The 21,428-nt window shown below is 67.5% G+C and carries 21 protein-coding genes; 10 read left to right on the forward strand and 11 right to left on the reverse strand.

Going from position 1 to position 21,428, the window contains the following annotated elements; genetic code table 11:
• Positions 1-122: 122 nt before the first annotated feature.
• Entirely contained in the window at positions 123-1,424 is a 1,302-nt protein-coding gene (gene aceA / locus AC5JLE_RS17740; RefSeq protein WP_197562177.1) for an isocitrate lyase, read from the reverse strand.
• A gap of 64 nt (positions 1,425-1,488) precedes the next feature.
• A complete protein-coding gene (aceB, locus tag AC5JLE_RS17745; protein ID WP_262216939.1) occupies positions 1,489-3,111 on the reverse strand; it encodes a malate synthase A in 1,623 nt (540 codons plus the stop codon).
• A gap of 110 nt (positions 3,112-3,221) precedes the next feature.
• Here aceB and AC5JLE_RS17750 point away from each other — a divergent pair, with 110 nt between their 5' ends.
• Entirely contained in the window at positions 3,222-4,190 is a 969-nt protein-coding gene (locus AC5JLE_RS17750; RefSeq protein ID WP_032956220.1) for a LysR family transcriptional regulator, read from the forward strand.
• A 337-nt stretch (positions 4,191-4,527) separates the two neighbouring features.
• Positions 4,528-5,436 carry a LysR family transcriptional regulator gene (locus tag AC5JLE_RS17755; RefSeq protein WP_014645561.1) on the forward strand — a complete coding sequence of 303 codons (909 nt, stop codon included), beginning with the start codon at positions 4,528-4,530 and terminating at the stop codon, positions 5,434-5,436.
• A 118-nt stretch (positions 5,437-5,554) separates the two neighbouring features.
• Here the strand turns inward: AC5JLE_RS17755 and AC5JLE_RS17760 are convergent, their stop codons facing one another.
• Together AC5JLE_RS17760 and lepB are read right to left on the reverse strand one after the other, a co-directional pair.
• Positions 5,555-6,811 carry an MFS transporter gene (locus tag AC5JLE_RS17760; RefSeq protein WP_197561641.1) on the reverse strand — a complete coding sequence of 419 codons (1,257 nt, stop codon included), beginning with the start codon at positions 6,809-6,811 and terminating at the stop codon, positions 5,555-5,557.
• 123 nt (positions 6,812-6,934) lie between these two features.
• A complete protein-coding gene (lepB, locus tag AC5JLE_RS17765; protein ID WP_014645559.1) occupies positions 6,935-7,561 on the reverse strand; it encodes a signal peptidase I in 627 nt (208 codons plus the stop codon).
• Positions 7,562-7,836: 275 nt separating this feature from the next.
• Between lepB and AC5JLE_RS17770 the strand changes: the two genes are divergently transcribed.
• Both AC5JLE_RS17770 and AC5JLE_RS17775 read left to right on the forward strand, forming a co-directional pair.
• Complete coding sequence (locus AC5JLE_RS17770) at positions 7,837-8,238, forward strand: hypothetical protein (protein WP_197561642.1); 402 nt, start codon at positions 7,837-7,839, stop codon at positions 8,236-8,238.
• Positions 8,239-8,241: 3 nt separating this feature from the next.
• Positions 8,242-8,688: a 3-dehydroquinate dehydratase gene (locus AC5JLE_RS17775; RefSeq protein ID WP_004153636.1), complete on the forward strand. Its 447-nt coding sequence runs from the start codon at positions 8,242-8,244 to the stop codon at positions 8,686-8,688.
• Positions 8,689-8,834: 146 nt separating this feature from the next.
• On the opposite strand, the gene dcp is transcribed toward AC5JLE_RS17775, so the two are convergent.
• From dcp to arfB, 3 genes are all read right to left on the reverse strand, one after another.
• A complete protein-coding gene (gene dcp / locus AC5JLE_RS17780; RefSeq protein ID WP_496065514.1) occupies positions 8,835-10,991 on the reverse strand; it encodes a peptidyl-dipeptidase Dcp in 2,157 nt (718 codons plus the stop codon).
• A 110-nt stretch (positions 10,992-11,101) separates the two neighbouring features.
• Complete coding sequence (locus tag AC5JLE_RS17785) at positions 11,102-11,704, reverse strand: lysophospholipid acyltransferase family protein (RefSeq protein WP_049405171.1); 603 nt, start codon at positions 11,702-11,704, stop codon at positions 11,102-11,104.
• Positions 11,705-11,708: 4 nt separating this feature from the next.
• Positions 11,709-12,140: an alternative ribosome rescue aminoacyl-tRNA hydrolase ArfB gene (gene arfB / locus AC5JLE_RS17790; protein WP_005420755.1), complete on the reverse strand. Its 432-nt coding sequence runs from the start codon at positions 12,138-12,140 to the stop codon at positions 11,709-11,711.
• 113 nt (positions 12,141-12,253) lie between these two features.
• Here arfB and AC5JLE_RS17795 point away from each other — a divergent pair, with 113 nt between their 5' ends.
• The gene (locus tag AC5JLE_RS17795) at positions 12,254-12,802 is read left to right on the forward strand and encodes a DUF2059 domain-containing protein (protein WP_401730180.1); all 549 of its coding nucleotides are present in this window, start codon (positions 12,254-12,256) and stop codon (positions 12,800-12,802) included.
• Positions 12,803-12,872: 70 nt separating this feature from the next.
• On the opposite strand, the gene AC5JLE_RS17800 is transcribed toward AC5JLE_RS17795, so the two are convergent.
• Both AC5JLE_RS17800 and AC5JLE_RS17805 read right to left on the reverse strand, forming a co-directional pair.
• Positions 12,873-13,616, reverse strand: coding sequence for a pseudouridine synthase (locus tag AC5JLE_RS17800; protein WP_014645554.1), 744 nt, complete (start codon positions 13,614-13,616; stop codon positions 12,873-12,875).
• 85 nt (positions 13,617-13,701) lie between these two features.
• The gene (locus AC5JLE_RS17805; RefSeq protein ID WP_014645553.1) at positions 13,702-14,289 is read right to left on the reverse strand and encodes an O-methyltransferase; all 588 of its coding nucleotides are present in this window, start codon (positions 14,287-14,289) and stop codon (positions 13,702-13,704) included.
• A 166-nt stretch (positions 14,290-14,455) separates the two neighbouring features.
• On the opposite strand from AC5JLE_RS17805, the gene AC5JLE_RS17810 reads away from it, so the two are divergent.
• Genes AC5JLE_RS17810 through AC5JLE_RS17825 form a run of 4 tightly spaced genes read left to right on the forward strand, consistent with a single transcriptional unit; the run spans position 14,456 to position 17,588 of the window.
• Positions 14,456-15,067: a PIG-L deacetylase family protein gene (locus AC5JLE_RS17810; protein ID WP_014645552.1), complete on the forward strand. Its 612-nt coding sequence runs from the start codon at positions 14,456-14,458 to the stop codon at positions 15,065-15,067.
• Positions 15,067-16,206, forward strand: a complete 1,140-nt coding sequence (locus AC5JLE_RS17815) for a glycosyltransferase family 2 protein (protein WP_014645551.1) — start codon at positions 15,067-15,069, stop codon at positions 16,204-16,206. The genes AC5JLE_RS17810 and AC5JLE_RS17815 overlap by 1 nt, the downstream gene beginning before the upstream one ends.
• The gene (locus AC5JLE_RS17820; protein ID WP_032962223.1) at positions 16,193-16,798 is read left to right on the forward strand and encodes an LbetaH domain-containing protein; all 606 of its coding nucleotides are present in this window, start codon (positions 16,193-16,195) and stop codon (positions 16,796-16,798) included. Before AC5JLE_RS17815 ends, AC5JLE_RS17820 begins: the two co-directional genes overlap by 14 nt.
• A gap of 4 nt (positions 16,799-16,802) precedes the next feature.
• Positions 16,803-17,588 (forward strand): YaiO family outer membrane beta-barrel protein, encoded by a 786-nt coding sequence (locus AC5JLE_RS17825; protein ID WP_134966979.1) that lies wholly within the window; start codon positions 16,803-16,805, stop codon positions 17,586-17,588.
• Between the two features lie 52 nt (positions 17,589-17,640).
• On the opposite strand, the gene ubiB is transcribed toward AC5JLE_RS17825, so the two are convergent.
• Both ubiB and AC5JLE_RS17835 read right to left on the reverse strand, forming a co-directional pair.
• Positions 17,641-19,296 carry a ubiquinone biosynthesis regulatory protein kinase UbiB gene (ubiB, locus tag AC5JLE_RS17830; protein ID WP_049405181.1) on the reverse strand — a complete coding sequence of 552 codons (1,656 nt, stop codon included), beginning with the start codon at positions 19,294-19,296 and terminating at the stop codon, positions 17,641-17,643.
• Positions 19,293-19,928 carry a ubiquinone biosynthesis accessory factor UbiJ gene (locus AC5JLE_RS17835; RefSeq protein WP_049405183.1) on the reverse strand — a complete coding sequence of 212 codons (636 nt, stop codon included), beginning with the start codon at positions 19,926-19,928 and terminating at the stop codon, positions 19,293-19,295. The genes ubiB and AC5JLE_RS17835 overlap by 4 nt, the downstream gene beginning before the upstream one ends.
• Positions 19,929-20,263: 335 nt before the next feature.
• On the opposite strand from AC5JLE_RS17835, the gene ddlA reads away from it, so the two are divergent.
• Positions 20,264-21,358 (forward strand): D-alanine--D-alanine ligase, encoded by a 1,095-nt coding sequence (gene ddlA / locus AC5JLE_RS17840; RefSeq protein ID WP_164109124.1) that lies wholly within the window; start codon positions 20,264-20,266, stop codon positions 21,356-21,358.
• Positions 21,359-21,428: the final 70 nt, after the last annotated feature.

Raw genomic sequence — 21,428 nt, forward strand, 5'->3', positions numbered from 1 at the left:
GCCCACCCGGATCACCGGGCGCCGGTTCGTGCCGCCCGCGGGCGGCAAACTGCATGGGATTCGCAAACATCGTTGGGTTGCCGGCCCCCGGCCGGCACCACCGGATCACGCGGCGCGCCGCATCACGCCGCGCGTTCGCTGCGCCCGCCATGGAACTGTTCTTCCTCGGTCGAGCCGGTCAGCGCGGTGGTCGACGACTGGCCCTGCTGGATCGCCTGGGTCACCGCATCGAAGTAGCCGGTACCGACCTCGCGCTGGTGCTTGACCGCAGTGAAGCCGCGCTCGGCCGCTTCGAACTCGGCTTCCTGCAACTCGACGAACGCGCTCATCTGGCGGCGTGCGTAGCCGTGGGCCAGATTGAACATGCCGTAGTTCAACGCATGGAACCCGGCCAGGGTGATGAACTGGAACTTGTAGCCGTAGCTGCCCAGTTCGCGCTGGAACTTCGCAATGGTGGCGTCGTCCAGGTTCTTCTTCCAGTTGAAGCTGGGCGAGCAGTTGTAGGCCAGCAGCTTGCCCGGGAACTTCGCGTGGATCGCCTCGGCGAACCTGCGTGCGAATTCCAGGTCCGGCTTGCCGGTCTCGCACCACACCAGGTCGGCGTAGGGCGCATAGGCCAGGCCGCGGCTGATCGCCTGGTCCAGGCCGTTGCGGGTCTTGTAGAAGCCTTCGACGGTGCGCTCACCGGTGGTGAACGGCTTGTCGTTGCCGTCGATGTCGCTGGTCAGCAGATCAGCCGCTTCGGCATCGGTGCGCGCCACCAGCAGGGTCGGCACGCCCAGCACATCGGCGGCCAGGCGCGCGGCGTTGAGCTTCTCGATCGCCTCGCGGGTCGGCACCAGCACCTTGCCGCCCATGTGGCCGCACTTCTTCACCGAGGCCAGCTGGTCCTCGAAGTGCACGCCCGCAGCACCGGCCTCGATCATCGCCTTCATCAGTTCGAAGGCGTTGAGCACGCCGCCGAAGCCAGCCTCGGCATCGGCCACGATCGGCTGCAGGAAATCGATCTCGTCCTTGCCTTCGGCGTGGTGCAGCTGGTCGGCGCGCAGCAGCGTGTTGTTGATGCGCTTGACCACTGCCGGCACCGAATCGGCCGGGTACAGCGACTGGTCCGGATACATCTGCCCGGCCAGGTTGGCGTCGGCCGCCACCTGCCAACCGGACAGGTAGATCGCCTTCAGGCCCGCCTTGACCTGCTGCATGGCCTGGTTGCCGGTCAATGCACCCAGCGCGTTGACGAACTCGCGCTCATGCAGCGACGCCCACAGCTTCTCCGCACCCAGGCGGGCCAGCGAATGCTCGATGTGGACGGTGCCGCGCAGGCGCACCACGTCGGCGGCGCTGTAGTTGCGCTGGATGCCTTCCCAGCGCGGGTTGGTATCCCAGTCGTGCTGGATCTGTTCGGCAGTGGGCAGCGTGCTCATGTCTTTCTCCAGTTCGGTTCGTGCGTGCAGCGGGGAGGGAAACGGCGGGAAACGCGGGCGGCGATCAGTCGATGCGCGCGTAGGCCGGCAGGGTCAGGAAATCGGTCAGTTCGTCGCTGCGGCTCAGTTCGCCGAGCAGGGCGATGGCCTCGCCGATGCGTGCGCCACCGGGCAGCGTGGCGGTGTCACCCAGCCGTGCCGGCAGCTGTGCCAGCGTGGCATCCAGCAGTGCCAGGTCGATGGCGGTGCCATCGTCCAGCTGCTGGCCCGGCGTATGCAGCCACTGCCACAACTGGCTGCGGCTGATCTCGGCGGTGGCCGCGTCCTCCATCAGGTGGTGGATCGGCACGCAGCCGTTGCCATCCAGCCATGCCGCCAGGTAGCGCACGCAGACTTCCACGTTGCCTTCGAAGCCGGCGCGGGTGATGGTGCCGGGCGGCCGTGCGATCAGTTCGTCGCGGCCGACGCACACATCCTGGCGCAGCACGCTGTGCTGGTTCGCACCGGGCATGTGTTCGTCGAAGATCGCCATCGCCACCGGAATCAGCGCCGGATGCGCAACCCAGGTGCCGTCGTGGCCGGCGGTCACTTCGCGCAGCTTGTCAGCGCGCACGCGGGCCATCGCCTGTTCGTTGGCGGCGGCATCGTTGTTGATCGGAATCTGCGCGGCCATGCCGCCCATCGCATGTGCACCACGGCGATGGCAGGTCTGGATCAGCAGTTCCGAATAGGCCTTCAGGAACGACTGGGTCATGGTCACCTGGCCGCGCTCGGGCAGCACGCGGTCGGCGTGGCGTCGGAAGGTCTTCAGGTACGAGAAGATGTAGTCCCAGCGCCCACAGTTCAGGCCGACGATGCGGTCACGCAGCGCGTGCAGGATCTCATCCATCTCGAACACCGCCGGCAGCGTTTCGATCAGCACGGTCACCTTGATCTGGCCGTGCGGCAGGCCGAGCATGCCTTCGATGTGCGACAGCGCGGTTTCCCACAGCGCCGCCTCTTCCATGCTCTGCAGCTTGGGCAGGTAGAAGTACGGGCCGCGGTCCTTCGCCTGCAGGGTGCGGGCGTTGTGGAAGGCGAACACCGCCGCGTCGAACAGGCCGCCGGCGATGAACTGGCCATCGATGCGCACGTGCTTTTCGTCCAGGTGCCAGCCACGTGGGCGCACGATCAGCACCGCCTGCTCGTCATGCGGGCGCAGCGTGTAGTGCTTGCCATTGGGGGCGGTGTAGTCGAGATCGCCACGCACCGCGGCGGCCAGCGACTGCTGCCCGGCCAGCAGGTTGCGCCAGGTCGGCGAGGTCGAATCCTCGAAGTCGGCCATGAACACCTTGGCGCCGGAGTTCAGCGCGTTGATGACCATCTTCGGGTCGGTGGGGCCGGTGATCTCGACGCGGCGGTCCTGCAGCGCGGCCGGCAGCGGGGCAACGCGCCAGTCGCCGTTGCGGATCGCGGTGGTGTCTTCGCGGAAGTCCGGCAGGCCGCCCTGGTCGAAGAACGCCTGGCGCTCGCGGCGCGCCTGCAGTCGTGCCTGCCGGCCCGGTTCCACCGCACGGTGCAGCGACACCAGCAGGGCCAGCAGCGGCGCCGGCAGCAGGGTGTCCTGGCCGGCCACGCGGGTCGCCAGGGCGATGCCGGGGGTAGCCTTGCTGGCAGGGGTGGGAACAGCGGAAGCGACGGCGGACATGGGGCGACTCCAGCGGTGGGGGAACGTCTCCACGGTGCCGCTGGGCCGGAGTATTTGGCAAAACAGTTTTTGCAATGTTCTACATAAGTTGTGCTAATACTTGTGACGCGATGAGCACACGCACCCCGCCAAGTCCGCGTTTTTCCTACAAATCCGACCGGCTGAAGCCATTGCGTGCGTTCTGCCAGACGGTGCGCCTGGGCTCGGTCTCACGGGCGGCTGAGGCACTTTTCGTCAGCCAGCCAGCCATCAGCCTGCAGTTGCAGGCCCTGGAACGGGAACTGGGGGTGCCGTTGTTCGAGCGCAGTGGGCGCCGCCTGGTACCCAGCCGCGAGGGCCAGCTGCTGTACGAGATGGCGCAGCCGCTGGTGGAGAACCTGGACGGGCTGGAGGCGCGCTTCCGCGACAAGGTGCGCGGCCTGGATGCGGGCGAGCTGAACATCGCCGCCAACAGCTCGACGATCCTGTACCTGCTGCCGAAGATCGTCGAGCGCTTCCGCCTGCACCACCCGGACGTGCGCCTGACCCTGCACAACGCGATCAGCGCCGATGGCACCGACCTGCTGCGCGAGGACGCCGCCGACCTGGCGATCGGTTCGATGACCGATGTACCGGCCGACCTGACCTACGCCCCGGCCTACCGCTTCGAGCAGGTACTGATCGCGCCGCACGACCATCCGCTGGCCAGTGGCGGCGAGCTGGAGCTGGCCGACATCGCGCGCTACCCGCTGGTGCTGCCGCCGAAGCGGCAGATCACCTACCGGCTGGTTGACCAGGTGTTCCAGCGCCACCGCATCGCCTACACCGTGGCACTGGAAGTGGGCGGCTGGGAGGTGATCAAGCAGTACGTGGCGATGGGCATGGGCATTTCCATCGTGCCGGCGCTGTGCCTGCACGAGGCCGACCGCGAGCGGTTGGCGGCGCGGTCGATGAAGCGCTGGTTCCCCGAGCGCAGTTACGGGGTGATCGTGCGCCGGGGCAAGGCGCTGTCGGCGCAGGCGCGCGCGTTCATCGAGCTGATCCAGCCGGAGTTGTTCAGTCCGCGCGATTACGACCAGAGCGGGCATTCGGAGCGGTGAGGGGTGTTCGGCAGGGCTGCGCCCTGCACCTGCCGAATCAACGTCAACGGCAACGTCAAAAGCGGGCATTCCGTAGATGGCGGGGCGGTGTGGGTGGGCAGGACACGCCGTGAACCCCTCCTTGGGGGCTCGATGGCGCCATCCATGGCGCCAACGGTCCTGCCCACCCACACCGCCCCGCCTCTGACAGTTGGTCGCTGCTGTTGGTGGGTGTCGACCTTGGTCGACACGGTAGATCCACGCCATGCGTGGATGACGGGTGACCGGGGTCAGATCCGTTTTCCGCAGGAAAACGGATCTGACCCCATTTGTGGCTGGCGATGCATAGACTGGGCGCATGTCCATCGAACTCCGCCACCTGCGTTACTTCCTCGCCGTTGCCGATACGCTGCACTTCGGCCAGGCGGCGGAGCGGCTGGGCATGTCGCAACCGCCGCTCAGCCAGCAGATCCGCCAGCTGGAAGACCTGATCGGGGCGCGCCTGTTCGTGCGCAGCCATCGTCGTGTGCAGCTGACGCCTGCGGGTGAGCTGCTGCAGGAGCGCGCACGGGCCATCGTGCAGCAGGTGGAAACCGCGGTGGACGAGGTACAGCGCGCGCAGCGCGGCGAGCAGGGCGAACTGCGTATCGGCCTGACCCGGGCCACGCCGCTGTCGCCGCAGATTCCGCGTTCGATCCTGCGCTACCGCCAGCAGTACCCACAGGTGCGGCTGCAGCTGAGCGAAATGAACACGCTGCAGCAGATCGATGCGCTGCTCGACGGTTCACTGGACGTGGGCATCATCCGCAAGCGCGCATTGCCGCCGGAGCTGGTGGCGCACAGCCTGTTCGTCGATCCACTGGCGTTGATCGTGCATGCCGACCACCCTGCCCTGCGCAGGCTGTCGAAGCAGGGCACGTTGTCGCTACGCGACTTCGCGCAGGAGCCGTTCGTGGCATTTCGCCGCAGCGCGGGCGCGGGCATCCATGACCACATGATCGCGCTGTGCGCGGCCGCCGGGTTCACGCCGCGCATCGTGCAGGAAGCCGGTGAGGCATCGACATTGATCAGTCTTGCGGCTGCAGGCCTGGGTGCGGCGATCCTGCCCTCGTCCTGCGATCACATCCGCGTGGAAGGCGCGCGCTTCGTGGCGCTGGCCGATGCCGGTGCGCATTCGGAGGTGCAGCTGGCATGGCACCGCGAGGGGGTGACGCCGCTGATCCGCAACTTCGCCGGGCTGTTGCGCGGGGCGTTCGCCGAAGGGTGAAGTGCCACCCACTTAGGTTTGGTAGACGCCAACCTTGGTTGGCTGCCGTGCCAGAGCGCCGACCAAGGTCGGCATCTACCAGAGCAACGCCGCGCCCGTGCGGAACGCGAGGCTGGCGTCAGGCCGTGACCGGCTGCGGCGCGCGCTGCTGCAGCGCCCAGACGATGCCGCCCCCGATCAGGGTCAGCACGGCAGCGAACGCGCACACGCCCAGCCAGTCCCAGGCCGCGTAGGCTAGGCCACCCACCCCGCCCAGCACGCTGGAGCCCAGGTAGTAGGCGAACAGGTACAGCGCCGACGCTTCCGCGCGCATCGTACCGGCACGGCTGCCGACCCAGCTGCTGGCCACCGAGTGGCCACCGAAGAAGCCGAAGGTCACCAGCGCGATGCCCAGTGCCATCGTGCTCAGCCACGGCATCGCCAGCAGCGCGATGCCGGCGCCGATCAGCGCGAACGAGATCGACAGGATGCGGCCGCGCCCGTACCGCGTAGCCTGCTGGCCCATCCACGCCGAACTGAAGGTGCCCACCAGGTAGACGCTGAAGATCAGCCCGACCACGGTCTGGCTGAGGTGGTACGGCGGCGCCAGCAGGTGATAGCCCAGGTAGTTGTAGAGGGTGACGAACACGCCCATCAGCACGAACGAGGTGGCGAACAGCCACGGCAGGCCCCGGTCGGCGAACAGCGTGCGCCAGCGCGACGGCAACTCGCGCAGGCCATCGCGTCGCGCGCTGAAATGGCGCGACGGCGGCAGCTGCAGCCACAGCAGCACGGTACTGGCGATGGCGATGATCGAGACCACGCCGATGCCCCAGCGCCAGCCCCAGTGATCGGCGATGATGCCGGCCAGCAGGCGCCCGCTCATGCCACCGATGGCGTTGCCGCCGATGTACAGGCCCATCGCCAGGCCCAGCGCGCGGCTGTCCATCTCCTCGACCAGGTAGGTCATCGCCACCGCCGGCACGCCGCTCAGGGCCAGGCCAAGCAGGGTGCGCAGCACCAGCAGCGTGGTCCAGTCGTCCACCAGCGCCGTGCTCAGCGACAGCATGGCCGACGCCAGCAGCGCAACGATCATCAACGGGCGACGGCCGACCGCATCGGACAGCAGGCCGGCCAACAGCATCGCCACCGCCAGCGTGCCGGTGGTCAGCGACAACGACATCGCGCTGCCTGCGGCGGACACGCCGAAGTGGCGGCTGAACTCGGGCAGCAGCGGCTGCACGGTGTACAGCAGGCCGAAGGTGGAGAAGCCGGCCAGGAACAGTGCCAGCGCGGTGCGGCGGAAGGCCGGCGTGCCCTGCTGGATGCGGGTCTCGGCGATGGGATCGACAGTGGGGGGGCGGCGCTCGACGGCCGCCGCGGTTTCGCCAGTCATGGGATCGAAGGGCCGGTGGGGCGGCCGGGCATGGGAGGGAACGGGCCTCAGACTAGGCCTGTCGATCCAGTCGATCCATAACCTGATAAGTCAGGATTGATACTCAAGAAGTATCAATTCAGCTTACAGGCGCTGCCACTCGAAACCGTCGCCGCGGCGGTAGTACACCGCCACCGCACGGCCGTAGACCTTGTCGGCGTCGACGAAGCCGAAGAAGCGGCCGTCGAAGCTGTTGCCGCGGTGGTCACCCAGCACCAGCACCTTGCCGGCCGGCACCACCAGATCGGCGATGTCCGGACCGCCGCCCATGTCCAGGTCGAGGCGGGCACGGCGCTCGCCGAAGGCTTCCACGTCCTGCAGATCGGCGATCTGCAGCGGCTGGCCGTTGATGCTCAGATGGCCCTCGCGCATCTGCACGTGGTCACCGGCCACCGCCGCCACGCGCTTGATCAGGCGGGTGCCGTCGGCCGGTGAATCGAACACCGCCACTTCACCGCGCTGCGGGACGCCGGTGGCCATCAGTTCCTTGCCGGTGAACGGCAGGCGCAGGCCGTAGGCGCGCATGTCCACCACCACCCGGTCGCCCGGCTGCAGGGTCGGCTGCATCGAGCCACTCGGCACCACGTAGTGGTTGGCGAGGGTATCGCGGGCGGCGGCGAGCAGGCCGAGCATCACCAGCAGCGGCAATGCTTCCTTCTTCAGCCAGACCAGCGCGCGTTCGGACAAGGGAGGACGGGCAGCAGCATCCATGACAGGCTCCGGGTAGGTGGTAGCTGCATCAGACCACATCCAGGCGGGAGAGGTTCCCGCGACGCGATCCGGTAGAGCCGAGCCCACGCTCGGCTTGTTCCTTGTAGCGTCGAGGTTGCCCGACTGGGGCGCAGAGCAGCCGAGCGCAGGCTCGGCTCTACAGGAAGGGTTACGCAGGTTTTACGCGCGGGACCGGCCGCGGGCATCGCACCTTTACGGCCAGCGCGCGCATCGTGTGCCCACCGCGCCGCAGGGCGCATTCCGCAAGGTGTTGTATGACCCTCCTGGTGATCCGCCACGCCTCTTCGTCGGCACCGCGTCCCCAACTGCCGGCGCAGCTGGCCGGCCATCGCGTGCTGTGCAGCGACTGCGCCAGCCTGTCCGAGGTACGCCAGTGCCTGTGCCAGCCGCAGGCGCGCTCGGCCGACTGGGTACTGCTGGATGTCGGTACCGCTGACGAGGCGCAATGGCAGGCCGAAGGTGGCGCGCTGCAGGCGGCGCTGGAACGGCTGCCGGCGCAGTACATCGAACTGCAGGCCCCCAGCGAACCCGGTCTGGAGGCACGCCTGCGCCTGCAGCACGGTCCCGCCGCCGTGGTGGTCGACCAGCGCAGCCAGCAGGCCGGCTACCCGTTGTCGCTGGCCATTGTCGGCCGCCGCCTGGCACAGGAGGGCTGAGCCATGTCGATCTTCATCATCCGTGGCCCGGAAGCGGCCGGCGCCCTGATCCGCACCGCGATGCCGCTGCCGGCACCGGTCCTGAAGTCACTGGTGCATCGTGCGATCGACGCCGGCACCAGCGTGGCGATCCGTGCCTGTGGTTCGGAACAGGAACTGCTCGATGCGCTGCGTGTGGCCGATCACAGCCGCGGCGAGGTGACCCTGCTCGATCCGGGCGCGTGTGCCAACAGCCTGCGCCTGCAGCGCCTGCTGCCCTACCTGCACAACGCCTATGTGGAAGTGCATGACGACGGCGCGGTAGCCGAGCCGTGCCTGCCGGCTGGTGTCGGCCAGCGCCTGGGCATCGCCGCCGGCTACGGCGCGCAGAGCTACGTGCTGGCGCTGGATATCGCGCTGGATCACCTGGGCCTGGCCGAGCAGGCCAACCGGGTGCACGTGGGAACGTAACGCTGTTTGTAGAGCCGAGCCCATGCTCGGCTGCCTTTCCAGGAACCATCAGCCGAGCGTGGGCTCGGCTCTACAGAAGAACGTCGAGCATGGCTCGACGCTACAGAAAGAAAAACGGCGGGGTTGCCCCCGCCGTTTTCGCTTTCTTATTTCAGCCCGCGGAACTTCAGCAGCGGTTCCACCGACGGGTCCTTGCCGCGGAAATCGCGGTACAGGGTCGACAGCTCCACGCTGTTGCCGCGCGAGAGGATCTTGTCGCGGAACTCCTGGCCATTGGCCGCCGTCAGGCCACCGTGCTCGGTGAACCACTGGTAGGCATCGTGGTCGAGCACTTCGGCCCAGAAGTAGGCGTAGTAACCGGCCGAGTAGCCACCACCCCAGATGTGGTCGAAGTAGGTGGTGCGGTAACGCGGCGGCACCTGCGGCAGGTCGACCTTGAACTTCTTCAGCGCGCTGGCTTCAAAGGCGCCGACATCCTGCAGCGGCGCGTCGGCCTTCTGCGTGTGCCAGGCCAGGTCCAGCAGCGCGGCCGACAGGTACTCGGTCGTCGCGTAGCCCTGGTTGAAGCTGCGTGCCTTGAGGATCTTGTCGACCAGCTCCTGCGGCATCGCCTCGCCGGTCTTGTAGTGCTTGGCGTAGTTGGCGAACACCTTCGGGTCCAGCGCCCAGTGCTCGTTGAACTGCGACGGGAACTCGACGAAGTCGCGCGAGGTCGCGGTGCCGGCGATCGACGGGTACTTCACGTTCGAGAACATGCCGTGCAGCGCATGGCCGAACTCATGGAACATGGTGGTGACGTCGTCGAAGCTGATCAGCGCAGGCTGGCCGGCGGCCGGCTTGGTGAAGTTGCAGACGTTGTAGACCACCGGCTTGGCACCGGTCAGGCCGTCCTGTTCGACGAACACGTCCATCCAGGCGCCACCGGACTTGCTGTCACGCTTGAAGTAGTCGGTGTAGAACAGCGCCAGCGAGGTGCCGTCCTTGTCGAACACTTCGTACACCTTCATGTCCGGGTTGTAGGTCGGAATGTCGGTGCGCGGCTTGAAGGTGATGCCGTACAGCTGGGTGGCGGCGTAGAAGACGCCGTTCTGCAGCACGTTGTCCAGTTCGAAGTACGGCTTGATCTGCGACTCGTCCAGATCGTACTTGGCCTTGCGCACCTGCTCGGCGTAGAAGTCCCAGTCCGAAGCGGCGACCTGGAATCCGCCCTTCTGCGCGTCGATGACTTTCTGGATCTCACCGGCTTCGGCACGCGCCTTGGCAGTGGCGGCCGGCACGGTGTCGGTCAGCAGCTTGAGCGCGGCAGCCGGGGTCTTGGCCATCTGGTCGCCCAGCTGGTAGTCGGCGAAGGTGTCAAAGCCGAGCAGCTTGGCCTTCTGCGCACGCAGCTGGGCCAGGCGCTGCACGGTCTGCCGGGTGTCGTTGGCATCGCCGCGCTCGGCGCGGGTTTCCGAAGCCTTCAGCACGGCGGCGCGCTGATCGCGGTCGCTCAGCGAGCCGAGCACCGGCTGCTGGGTGGTGTTCTGCAGCGGCAGCAGGAACTTGCCATCCAGCTTGCGGTCCTTGGCGGCGGCCGCAGCGTTGTTGATAGCGCCCTCGTCCAGGCCGGCCAGCTTGGCCTTGTCGTCGACGACGACGGCCGCAGCGGCGGTGGCGGCCACCAGGCGGGTATGGAACTGGGTGGAGAGCGTGGTCTCTTCCACGTTGAGCTTGCGCAGGGTCGCCTTGTCAGCGTCGGACAGCTGCGCACCGGCGCGCACCAGGCCGTCGTAGTAGTGCTCGACCAGGCGCTTCTGCACCGGGTCCAGTTCCAGCGTGTCACGCTGGTCGTACAGCGACTTCACGCGCGCGAACAGCTTCGGATCGAGATTGATCTCGTCCTGGTGCGCAGCCAGCTTCGGCGCCACGTCTTCCTGGATCTTCTGGCGCGCATCGTTGGTATCGGCCTGGACCAGGCCGAAGAAGATGCGCGACACGCGGTTCAGCGTCTCGCCGCTGCGCTCCATCGCCACGATGGTGTTGTCGAAGGTGGCCGGCTCGCTGCTGTCAGCGATCCTGCGCACGTCGGCCAGGTGCTGGCGCATGCCTTCCTCGAACGCCGGCAGGTAGTCGCTGTCCTTGATCTTGTCGAACGGCGGGGCCTGGAACGGCAGCGTGCTGGCACTCAGCAGCGGATTGGTGGAGGCTTCGGCCGGCTGCTGGGCCGGGGTCTTCTGGGCATCGGACACGGGGGTGGACTCCTTGCCGGAACAGGCCGCCAGCGCCAGGCTGATGGCGGCGGCCAGGACTACGGTACGCGACATGTAAAACGCTCCTTGGGCAGACGGTATGGATACCAGCCCTCCACCCTACTCCTGTCGCGCTCGCCCGGCATGTGCCGGACGTGGCGTCTATGCGGCGGCCTGCAACCGGCTCAGACCGTGCCGCGGGTCTTGCCGATCCAGGGCCGGTAGAACTCGCGGATGGCAGCCATGTCGGCCACATCGTCGCCGCTCGGGGTGAACAGCGGACCGATGCCGATGGTCTTTTCCGGATAGTGGAAATACGCCGCCAGGATCGGCACGTCAGCCATCCGGGCGATCTTCAGGAAACCGGCCTTCCAGTCCTTCACCGCCTTGCGGGTGCCCTCGGGCGTGATGGCGAACCACATCTTCTCGTTGTTGCGCAGCAGGTCCACGGCCTGGCCGACGGTGCCCTGCGGCGAGCTGCGATCGAGCGGGATCACGCCCAGCTTGTGCAGCAGCGGGCCCAGCGGCCACCAGAACAGCGAGGCCTTGCCCAGCACCTTCACCTTCATGCCCAGCGCGATCTTCGCCGCCATGCCCCACAGCCCGTCCCAGTTGGACGAATGCGGGGCGATGATGAAGACCAGCCTGGGGATGTCCGGCAGGGTGCCGGTCACCTTCCAGCCGCCCATGCGCAGGGTGCAGCGCGCCAGCCAGCGCAGGAAGGCGTTGGGTTTGACCTGCGGCATCTGCGGCGGCACGGCCGGCAGCAACGAAGTCGGGTTGTTCAAGCAATCACTCCCAGTCACGTGATGAGCGCCCGCGCTTGATCTGCGCGCGCCCGCGTTTGGCGTCCAGACGACGCAGTTTCGACCCGAGGGTCGGCTTGGTGGCCTTGCGCGGTTTGGGCACGCTCAGCCCGGCCTGGATGAAGGCCGCCAGCCGCTCGCGCGCATCCTCGCGATTGCGATCCTGGGTGCGGAATCGTTGCGCGTCGATGACCAGCACGCCTTCGCCGGTCATGCGCCGGTCACGCCGCGCCAGCAGGCGCGCGCGCAACGGTTCGGGCAACGAGGGCGAGTTGGCCACGTCGAAACGCAGTTCCACCGCGGTGGACACCTTGTTGACGTTCTGGCCGCCGGCGCCACTGGCGCGCACGAACCGCTCGACGATCTCGCCGTCGGGGATTTCAAGCTGCGCGCTGATGGTGACCGGTCCACTGCCCATCCGCGCATTGTAGCGGCAGGCACGTGGTGAAGTACGCCATCGCGCCCCGTATGCCGCCGATCAGGCACCGAACACGCCGCCTTCGCCTGGGCTGCGGGTATGCTGGCGGTCCCATGTACCGCAGGAAGCCCCGCATGACCCGCTCCACACCCGCCCTGCCGTCCCTGCTGCGCCGCGCCGCCCTGCTGCTGGCGCTGGCCGTGGCCAGCGTTCCGGCCCTGGCCGCCCCGCCGACCGATGGCGACATCAACCGCCTGCTGTCGGCCTCGCGCGCGCAGAGCATGATTGACACCATGGTGCCGCAGATCGAAGCCATGCAGCAGCAGCAGTTCCAGCAGGTGGCCGCGCAGCGCCAGCTCACCGCCCAGCAGCAGGAACAGCTGAAGCGGATCCAGGCCCGGACCAGCCAGACCCTGCGCCAGGCGATGTCGTGGCAACAGCTGCGGCCCATGTACGTGGACCTGTACAAGAAGACCTTCAGCAAGGAAGACGTGCTGGCAATGGCCGAGTTCTACGAGAGCGCGGCCGGCCAGAGCCTGCTGGACAAGACCCCGGCGCTGATGCAGAACGTGATGGTGGCGATCCAGGCGCGCATGCAGCCGCTGTTCGCGGATCTGCAGAAGGACCTGGAAGCGATCGTCAACGAGCCGGAAAAGAAATAACGGGGTGCGCCGGGCCACGCCCGGCCGCTGGCTGTAGAGCCGAGCCCACGCTCGGCTTACCGCAGCAGCATCAGGCGTCGTCCACCTGCCAGCCGAACAGGTCCAGCGCCTTCTGGAACTCGCGATCCAGCGGCGCACTGACATCCACGCTGCCACCGTCCGGGTGCGGGAAGCGCAGGCGCTCGGCGTGCAGCAGCATGCGGTGCACGCCCTGCATGCGGAAGATGCGGTTGTGGCGGCCATCGCCGTGGCTGGTGTCGCCGATCATGTGGTGCGACAGGTGCTTGAGGTGCCGGCGGATCTGCCGGAAGCGCCCGGTCTGCGGCTGGCAGCGCAGCAGCGCGTAGCGCGAACTGCTGAACTCACCCACCGGCACCGACAGCTCGCCGGTGGCCAGGCGCTGGAAGTCGGTGACCGCCGGCTTCTTCACCGGCTTGCCCGGCCCGCCGTCCAGGTCATGGTCCACCCGCCAGGACAGCTCGGCCGGCCAGCCCCGGCAGACCGTCAGGTAGTCCTTGGCCACTTCACCCCCCATCAACGCCTTGCCCAGCGCACTGGCGGTCTCGCGGTCGAAGGCCAGCAGCAGGCAGCCGCTGGTGGCCCGGTCCAGGCGGTGCACGAGGAAGATCGGGCGGCCCAGCTGCTCGCGCAGGCGGTCGGCCAGGAAATCATCTTCGCCACGGGCCAGCTTGCTGTCGTGGACCATCAGCCCGGCGGGCTTGTTGACCACGGCCAGGCGCTCGTCCAGGTGCAGCAGCTGCAGGGGCGCGGTTTCGGTCTCGACCGCAGCGAGGGTGTCAGGTTCGGTGCTCACCGCAGGATTATACGGGCGCCCTGATCGGGGTCAGGTCCCTTTTCCTGCGGAAAAGGGATCTGACCCCGGGTTGGTGGCGCGGCGGTCAAGCGTTGCGCACGGCCAGAAGCTCGCCGTTGCCCACCGGCACCAGGCTGGTGCCGAAGTCCGGATCGGCATCCAGCAACGCGCGCAACGGTTCCATCTGCGCGGCGTGCGAGGTGGCGTTGTCCACCACCAGCAGGCCCCCCCGCCGCAGCACACGGCGCAGCTGCGGCCACCAGCCGGCGTACTGTTCGCGGTCCGAATCGAGGAACAGCAGGTCAATGCTGGCATCGGCGGCCTGTGCCAGCCACTGCCCGGCATCGCCGTGGACCAGCGTGATGCGATCGGCAAGGCCACTGCGCGCGAAGGTGTCACGCGCCATCGCCACCTTGTCCGCGGCGTATTCCAGTGTGGTCACGTGGCCGTCGATGGCGGCTGCGGCTTCGGCAATCCACAGCGTGGAATAACCGTTGGAGGTGCCGATCTCCAGCACCCGGCGCGCATTGCCGAAACGCACCAGCACCGACAGGAATTCACCGGTGTCCGGCGTGATGTTGAGCATGCGCCGAGCGCGCTCGGTTTCATGCGCGTCGTTTTCAGCACCGAAGCGTGCCAGTTCGTTCTTCAATTCCGAAAGCTGCATCGTCATTGCTTCTTTCATTTGCCACAGCAAGGGTGAGCATTGTGGCCTGTCCGGCCACATTTCGTACTTGTCTTAAGCCTGTACTCCGATGGGGTTGCGATAGTTCCCGCCTTCTTCACGCGGGATGGTCCACCGGCCCGCGGCCCTCATTGGTTTCCGCAAGGACACGGCCATGGTTCTCGACATTCTGGCAATCGGCGCCCACCCCGACGACATCGAACTCGGTTGCGGCGGCAGCCTGGCCAAGCTGGCCCGCGACGGTGCACGCATCCATGCGCTGGTGCTCAGCCGTGGTGGCCGTGGCTGCCATGCCGGCATCGACCGCAGCGACGAATCCCACCGCGCGTTGCGCCGCCTGGGTGTGACCGAGGTGATCCAGCAGGATTTCCCGGATACGCGCTTTCCTGCCTGCCGCAACGACATCGTCGCGGTGATCGAGCAGGCCTGCGCGCAGATCGCACCGCATCGCGTCTACACGATGTGCGGCGAAGACCACCACCAGGACCATCGCACCGTCCATGAAGCGTCAATCATCGCCTGCCGCAGCATCCCGCAGATCCTCTGCTACGAGAGCCCCAGCACCCTGCCGCAGTTCGCACCGCAGGTGTTCGAGGACATCAGCGCACAACTGGACCTGAAGATCCACGCATTGCGCGAGCATGCCAGCCAGGGCGATCGCCATTACATGCAGGAGGACCACCTGCGCTGTCACGCGCAGTTCCGCGGCCAGCAGATCGGCATCGGCCCCAGTGAGGGCTTCGTGCCCTACCGGCTGGTGCTGTGATGAAAACGCTGCTGTTCCTGGCCATGTGTGCCTTCATCCTGGTGCGTGTGTGCGTGCAGGCCTCGCGTCGCCCCAGCACGCGCCTGTACAGCATCGATGCGATCGTGCCGGCCTACAACGAAGCGCCGTGCCTGGAGCGCTCGTTGACCGGCCTGCTGCAGAACCCCTACGTGGCACGGGTGATCTGCGTGAATGACGGTTCCACCGACAACACCGCCCAGGTACTCGATGCGCTGCAGGCACGCTGGCCCGGGCGCCTCGTGGCCGTGCACCAGGCCAACACCGGCAAGGGCGGCGCGCTGATGCATGGCCTGCGGCACGCCACCGCCGAGCAGGTGTTCCTGACCGACGCCGACACCCACATCGATCCGCGCGGCCATGGCCTGGGCCACCTGCTGGACGAGATCGAGCGCGGTGCCGATGCGGTCGGTGGCGTACCCTCGTCCAGCCTGCAGGGTGCCGGCTTCCTGCCGCATGTGCGCGCCAGCCTGAAGCTGCCGATGATCGTCATCAAGCGCAGCTTCCAGCAATGGCTGGGCGGCGCACCGTTCATCGTCTCCGGCTCGTGTGGCCTGTTCCGCACCTCGGTGCTGCGCAAGGTCGGTTTCTCCGACCGTACCCGCGTCGAAGACCTGGACATGTCCTGGTCGCTGGTCGCGCAGGGCTACCGTGTCCGCCAGAGCGTGCGCTGCGTGGTCTACCCGCAGGAATGCAACACGCTGGTGGAGGAATGGCGGCGCTGGCGACGCTGGATCGTCGGCTATGCGGTATGCATGCGCCTGCATCGCGGCCTGCTGCTGACCCGCTTCGGCGTGTTCAGCATCCTGCCGATGATGCTGCTTGCCCTTGCCGGCATCGTGCTGACGCTGCAGGTCTGGTTCGGTGCGGCCCAGCTGCATGGGCCGGGTGGCCTCGCCCTGTCGGTGATGCCGTTGTTCTGGATCGGCATCGTCATGTTGCTGGCGGTGATCAGTGCGATCCACCACCGCCGCGCGTCGCTGGTCCCTGCCGCCGCGTTCTCGATGCTGTACGTGCTGCTCGCCTATGCGATCTGGCTGATGCATGGCGTGGCCGGGCTGTTTACCGGCCGCGAGCCGGCACGCGACAAGCCGACCAGGTATCCGCATGTGGTGGAATGACCTCGCCGCCATGGCCGACGCGCTATCGACGCTGCCACCCCACGTCGATTCCAGCGCCCAGGTTTCGCCGCGTGCGATCGTGCGGGGCGAGGTACGGATCGGCGCTGGCAGCCGCATCTGCGACGGCGCCCAGCTGCACGGGCCGGTATCGATCGGCCGCGACTGCCTGATCGGCAACAACGCACTGCTGCGCGGTCCGCTGCACATCGGTGACGGTGTGCGCATCGGCTTTGCCAGTGAACTGAAGAACGCACTGATCGGCGACGGCGCCTGCATCGGCCCGCAGTGCTTCATCGCCGACAGCCGCGTCGACGCCCGTGCCTACCTGGGCGCGCTGGTGCGTACCAGCAACCATCGCCTGGATGGCGCAACGGTCACCGTCCACATCGGCGACACCGTCATCGACAGCCAGCGCGACAAGCTCGGCGCCTGGATCGGCGAAGGTGCCGCGCTGGGCGTCGGCGTGATCATCCTGCCCGGTCGCATCGTCGCCCCGGGCAGCCAGTTCGGCCCGCGCATCACCGTGGAACGAAACCTGCCGCCCGGTCGCTACCGGCTGCTGCAGTCGCTGCATTCCCAACCCCTGGAGTAACCCCATGCGATTGATCATCCGTGGCGCACTGCCGTGCGTCCTGCTGCTGGCTGTGTCCAGCGCCCATGCCGGCATCGACCGGGTCTCGGTGCAGCTGGATCATGCCGACTACACCGATGGCTTCGGCAAGCGCGACGTACAGACCGTGGATGTGGCCGGTCGCGGCGGTGACAGCCGCTGGCATCTGGGCCTGGCCCATGGTGAACGCGACTACGGCAGCAAGCGCTTCAGCGGCAATCGGGTGCAGGGCTCCCTGCACCAGCGCTGGAGTCAACGCTTTTCGACCCGCACCGCCTTCACCGCCTCCAACGATGACCCGGTATTCGTCAACCGCCAGCTCAACCAGGACTTCCAGTGGAAGGTGGCACCGCAGACCGTGCTGAGCGTGGGCGGCAAGTACGCCCAGTACCATGCCGGCGCATACGTGAGTGGCTGGTCGGTAGGTGCCTCGCACTACTTCCCGCGCGTGACCACCTCACTGCGCCACGAGCGGCATCGCCAGTCCAATGGGCCCGACGGCCATGGCACCACGCTGTCACTGCGCCTGAAGGATGCGCAGGGCGGTGGTTCGACCCAGCTGTGGCTGGGCAGCGGTACGTCCGGCTACACCGCCGATTCCGATCCGCTGCTGCTGCGCGAACACGATGCACGTCGTGCCTTCCTGCGCCGCAGCCAGCCGCTGGGGGAGCATCTGGTGCTGGACATGGGCATTGGCAAGACCTGGCACAGGACGCGCCTGGACCGCTTCCAGAGCGTGCAGTCGCACCTGGGCCTGGGCTACCACTGGTAGAGCCGTGGCGGGTCGGCGGCGCGTGATGCCGCCGACCCTCGATCAACAGGCTTCAGCGCCACCACGCGCGCGCCAGCGCCAGCGCGCCGACGGCACCGGACACCCAGCTCCACATCGGCAGGTCGCCCCAGTACCAGCCTGGCGGCTGCAGCACGTACACCAGTGCGGCGATGGCCAGCAGGCCGACGCCGGTGATCGCACCGACCGCGCGTTTCTGCAGGCGCTGCACGCTGGCATCGAGCGCGACCAGATCGCGCGAGCGCATCGCCAGCTCATGGCGGCCCTCCACCTGCTGGGTCAGCCAGGCATGTACCAGGCGCGGCATGTCCGGCGCGTGGGTCATGATTTCCGGCAAGCGCTTGCCGATCTCGCGCACGACCCGACGCGGGCTGTAGCGCTCGCGCAGGATCTTCGCCAGCACCGGCTTGGCCACCGCCCAGATGTCGATCTGCGGATCCAGCTGGCGCCCGACACCTTCGATGTTCAGCAGGGTCTTCTGCAGCAGGATCAGCTGCGGCTGCAGGGTCAGCTGGTAGCGCTGCGCCACGCGGAACAGCTTCATCAGCACTTCGGCCAGCGAGATCTGCGACAGCGGGCGGGTGAAGTACGGCTCGCACACCGAACGCACGGCCGCTTCCAGATCATCGATGCGCACGTTGTCCGGCATCCAGCGCGCCTGCACGTGCAGTTCGGCGATGCGGCGATAATCGCGGTTGAAGATGGCCATGAAGTTCTCGGCCAGGTAGTACTGATCTTCCTGCGACAGCTGGCCCATGATGCCGAAGTCCAGCGCGATGAAGCGCGGGTTGGCGCGACGCGACGGATCGGTATCGACCCAGATGTTGCCGGCGTGCGCATCGGCATGGAAGAAGTTGTCGCGGAACACCTGGGTGTAGAACACCCGCACGCCCTTGGCGGCCAGCGCCTTGCGGTCGATGCCGGCCTTGTCCAGTGCAGCGATGTCATCGGACGGAATGCCCCACACGCGCTCCAGGGTCAGCGCGCGCTCGGCGGTGTGGCTCCAGATCACTTCCGGCACGTACAGGTCGTCGCTGTTTTCCCAGAAGCGGCGCAGCACGCTGGCATTGGCGCCTTCGCGCTGCAGGTCCAGCTCAGCGGCCAGGGTGTTCTCGACTTCGGCCACCACTTCGCGCGGACGGATCTTGTCGGCACGCGGATGGGTACGCTCGACCAGGGCGGCCAGCGAGTTGAGCAGGGCGATGTCGGCGTCGATCTGCTTCTCGATGCCCGGGCGCAGCACCTTGACCACCACCTGGCGGCCATCGGCCAGCGTGGCCGCATGCACCTGTGCGATCGAGGCCGAGGCCAGCGGTTCGGTATCGAAGCTGGCGAATGCCTCGCTGACCGGCAGGCCGAGTGCTTCCTCGACGATGCGGCGCGCGGTATCGCCGTCGAACGGCTTGACCCGGTCCTGCAGCAGGGTCAGTTCGTTGGCCACGTCCGGCGGCACCAGGTCGCGGCGGGTGGACAGGATCTGGCCGAACTTGACGAAGATCGGGCCGAGATCCTGCAGCGCCAGGCGCAGGCGCGCACCGCGCGACTGTACAGCGATGTCGGCCGAAGCACGCGGCACGAACGGTTTGGCCAGGCGCAGCCAGCGCTCAGCCGGCGTGCCCTGCAGCAGGTCGTCCAGGCGGTAGCGCAGGATCACCCGGCCGATGCGGCTTGCCCGCAGCACGGCCTTCATGCGGCACCCCGCAGGCGCTGGACGCGCGCGCCAAGGCGCTCGACGTCATCGCGCAGCACGTCCACATCATCGTGGAAGGCATCCAGTTCGGCGCGCGGTACCACGTCGCGCGATTCCTCGGTGATGAACTCGGCAGCGCTGTGGGCCAGATCGATCGCACCCTGGCGCGCGTGCTGCAGGGCGCTGCGCAGGGTGTTGGCCACCTGCACGCCCAGTACCTCGCCGAACACGCTGACGAACGGCTGCTGCCAGTCCGGGTCGAAGCCCTTGGCCAGCTGCTGCAGGCGTCGCGCCAGTTCGGCGTCACCGGCCACGCGTACACGGCCCTTGCTGTTGGACTCGCCGCGCCGTGCGTTGGCCAGCAGCGGCAGCTGCGCCAGCACGCCGGCCAGGCTGCTGCGCACGGCTAGGTCGGCTTCCTGCGCATCCACCGGGCCGACCCGCAGCTGGTCGCCGTCGACGCTGATGCGCATCGCCAGCGACGGCGCTTCCAGGGTCAGGTCGATGTGCCGGCCATCGAGGCTGGCCAGTGCATGGCGGGTATCCGGATCCAGCGCCAGCGCGCGGTTCAGGGCGATCTGCAGGGCGCGGCCAGCGACCGGCTTGAGGGACTTGAGCAGGGAAAGAGCCATGTGCGCATTCTACCTGCGTGGGTGGGGGGCTTGCGCCGGGCTGCCGCCCGGCACCCGCGGTAGTGCCGGCCGCTGGCCGGCAAGATCAACATCAAAAGCTGGCGATCCGTGAGATGGCGGGGTGGGTCCCGTTGCTGCGCAACGGGCTCTGACCCCAATGCTGATGGGATCTGGCGTTGGTAGATGCCGACCTTGGTCGGCGCTGGATGTCAGGGGGCCAACCATGGTTGGCCGCTACCCGAGCTGGCAGCCCGGTGATTCATCTGTGCCTCACCTGGGTGGCTATGGAAGGTTCATGCTGTACGGCCACGCAACGCACAGGACATCGCATTCCCATGGCACGGACCCGGGTCGGCATCATCTTCGGGGGCAAATCCTCCGAGCACGAGGTTTCACTGCAGTCGGCGAAGAACATTCTCGATGCGCTTGATCGCGAGCGCTTCGAGCCGGTGCTGGTCGGCATCGACAAGCAGGGCCAGTGGCATCTGAACCAGCCGGACACCTTCCTGATCAACGCCGATGATCCGTCGCGCATCGCGCTGCATCGCTCGGGCCAGTCGCTGGCGGTGCGCCCGGGTGCGGAACAGGCACAGCTGCAGCCGTCCGATCCGGCCAGCGCGCTGGGCCAGATCGATGTGGTGCTGCCGATCGTGCATGGGCCGCTGGGCGAGGACGGTGCGCTGCAGGGCCTGCTGCGCATGGCCAACCTGCCCTTCGTCGGCTCGCCGGTACTGGGTTCGGCAGTGGCGATGGACAAGGACGTGACCAAGCGCCTGCTGCGCGACGCTGGCCTGCAGGTGGCACCGTGGTTGTGCATCCGTCGCCACCAGGCGGCAACGGTCGATGTCGATGCGGTGATCGCGCAGCTCGGCCTGCCGCTGTTCGTGAAGCCGGCCAACCAGGGTTCGTCGGTGGGCGTGAGCAGGGTCAAGGAGGCAGCGGGCTTCGCCGAGGCACTGGCATTGGCGCTGCGCTACGACCACAAGGTGCTGGTGGAATCGGCGGTGGTCGGCCGCGAGATCGAGTGCGCGGTACTGGGCAACGCGCATCCGCAGGCCAGCCTGTGCGGCGAGGTGGTGGTGCACGACGAGTTCTACGCCTACGACACCAAGTACATCAACGAAACTGGCGCCGAGGTGGTGGTACCTGCGGATATCGATGCCGCAACCCAGGCGCGCATCCAGCAGATCGCACTGCAGGCCTACCAGGCGCTGGAGTGTGCCGGCATGGCGCGCGTGGACGTATTCCTTACTGCGGGCGGCGGGATCGTCATCAACGAGGTCAACACGCTGCCGGGCTTCACCCGCATCAGCATGTACCCGAAATTGTGGGGTGCCAGCGGTGTCGATTACACGACGTTGATTACGCGCCTGATCGAACTGGCACAGGAGCGTCACGAAGCCGATCGCGGATTGCACAGCGCCGTGTAGCGTTGTGATCGCCCGCAGAGCCGAGCATGGCTCGACTCTGCGGAAAGCGATGCCGGCCAGCGGCCGGCAC

The organism is Stenotrophomonas sp. (genome assembly GCF_059505245.1).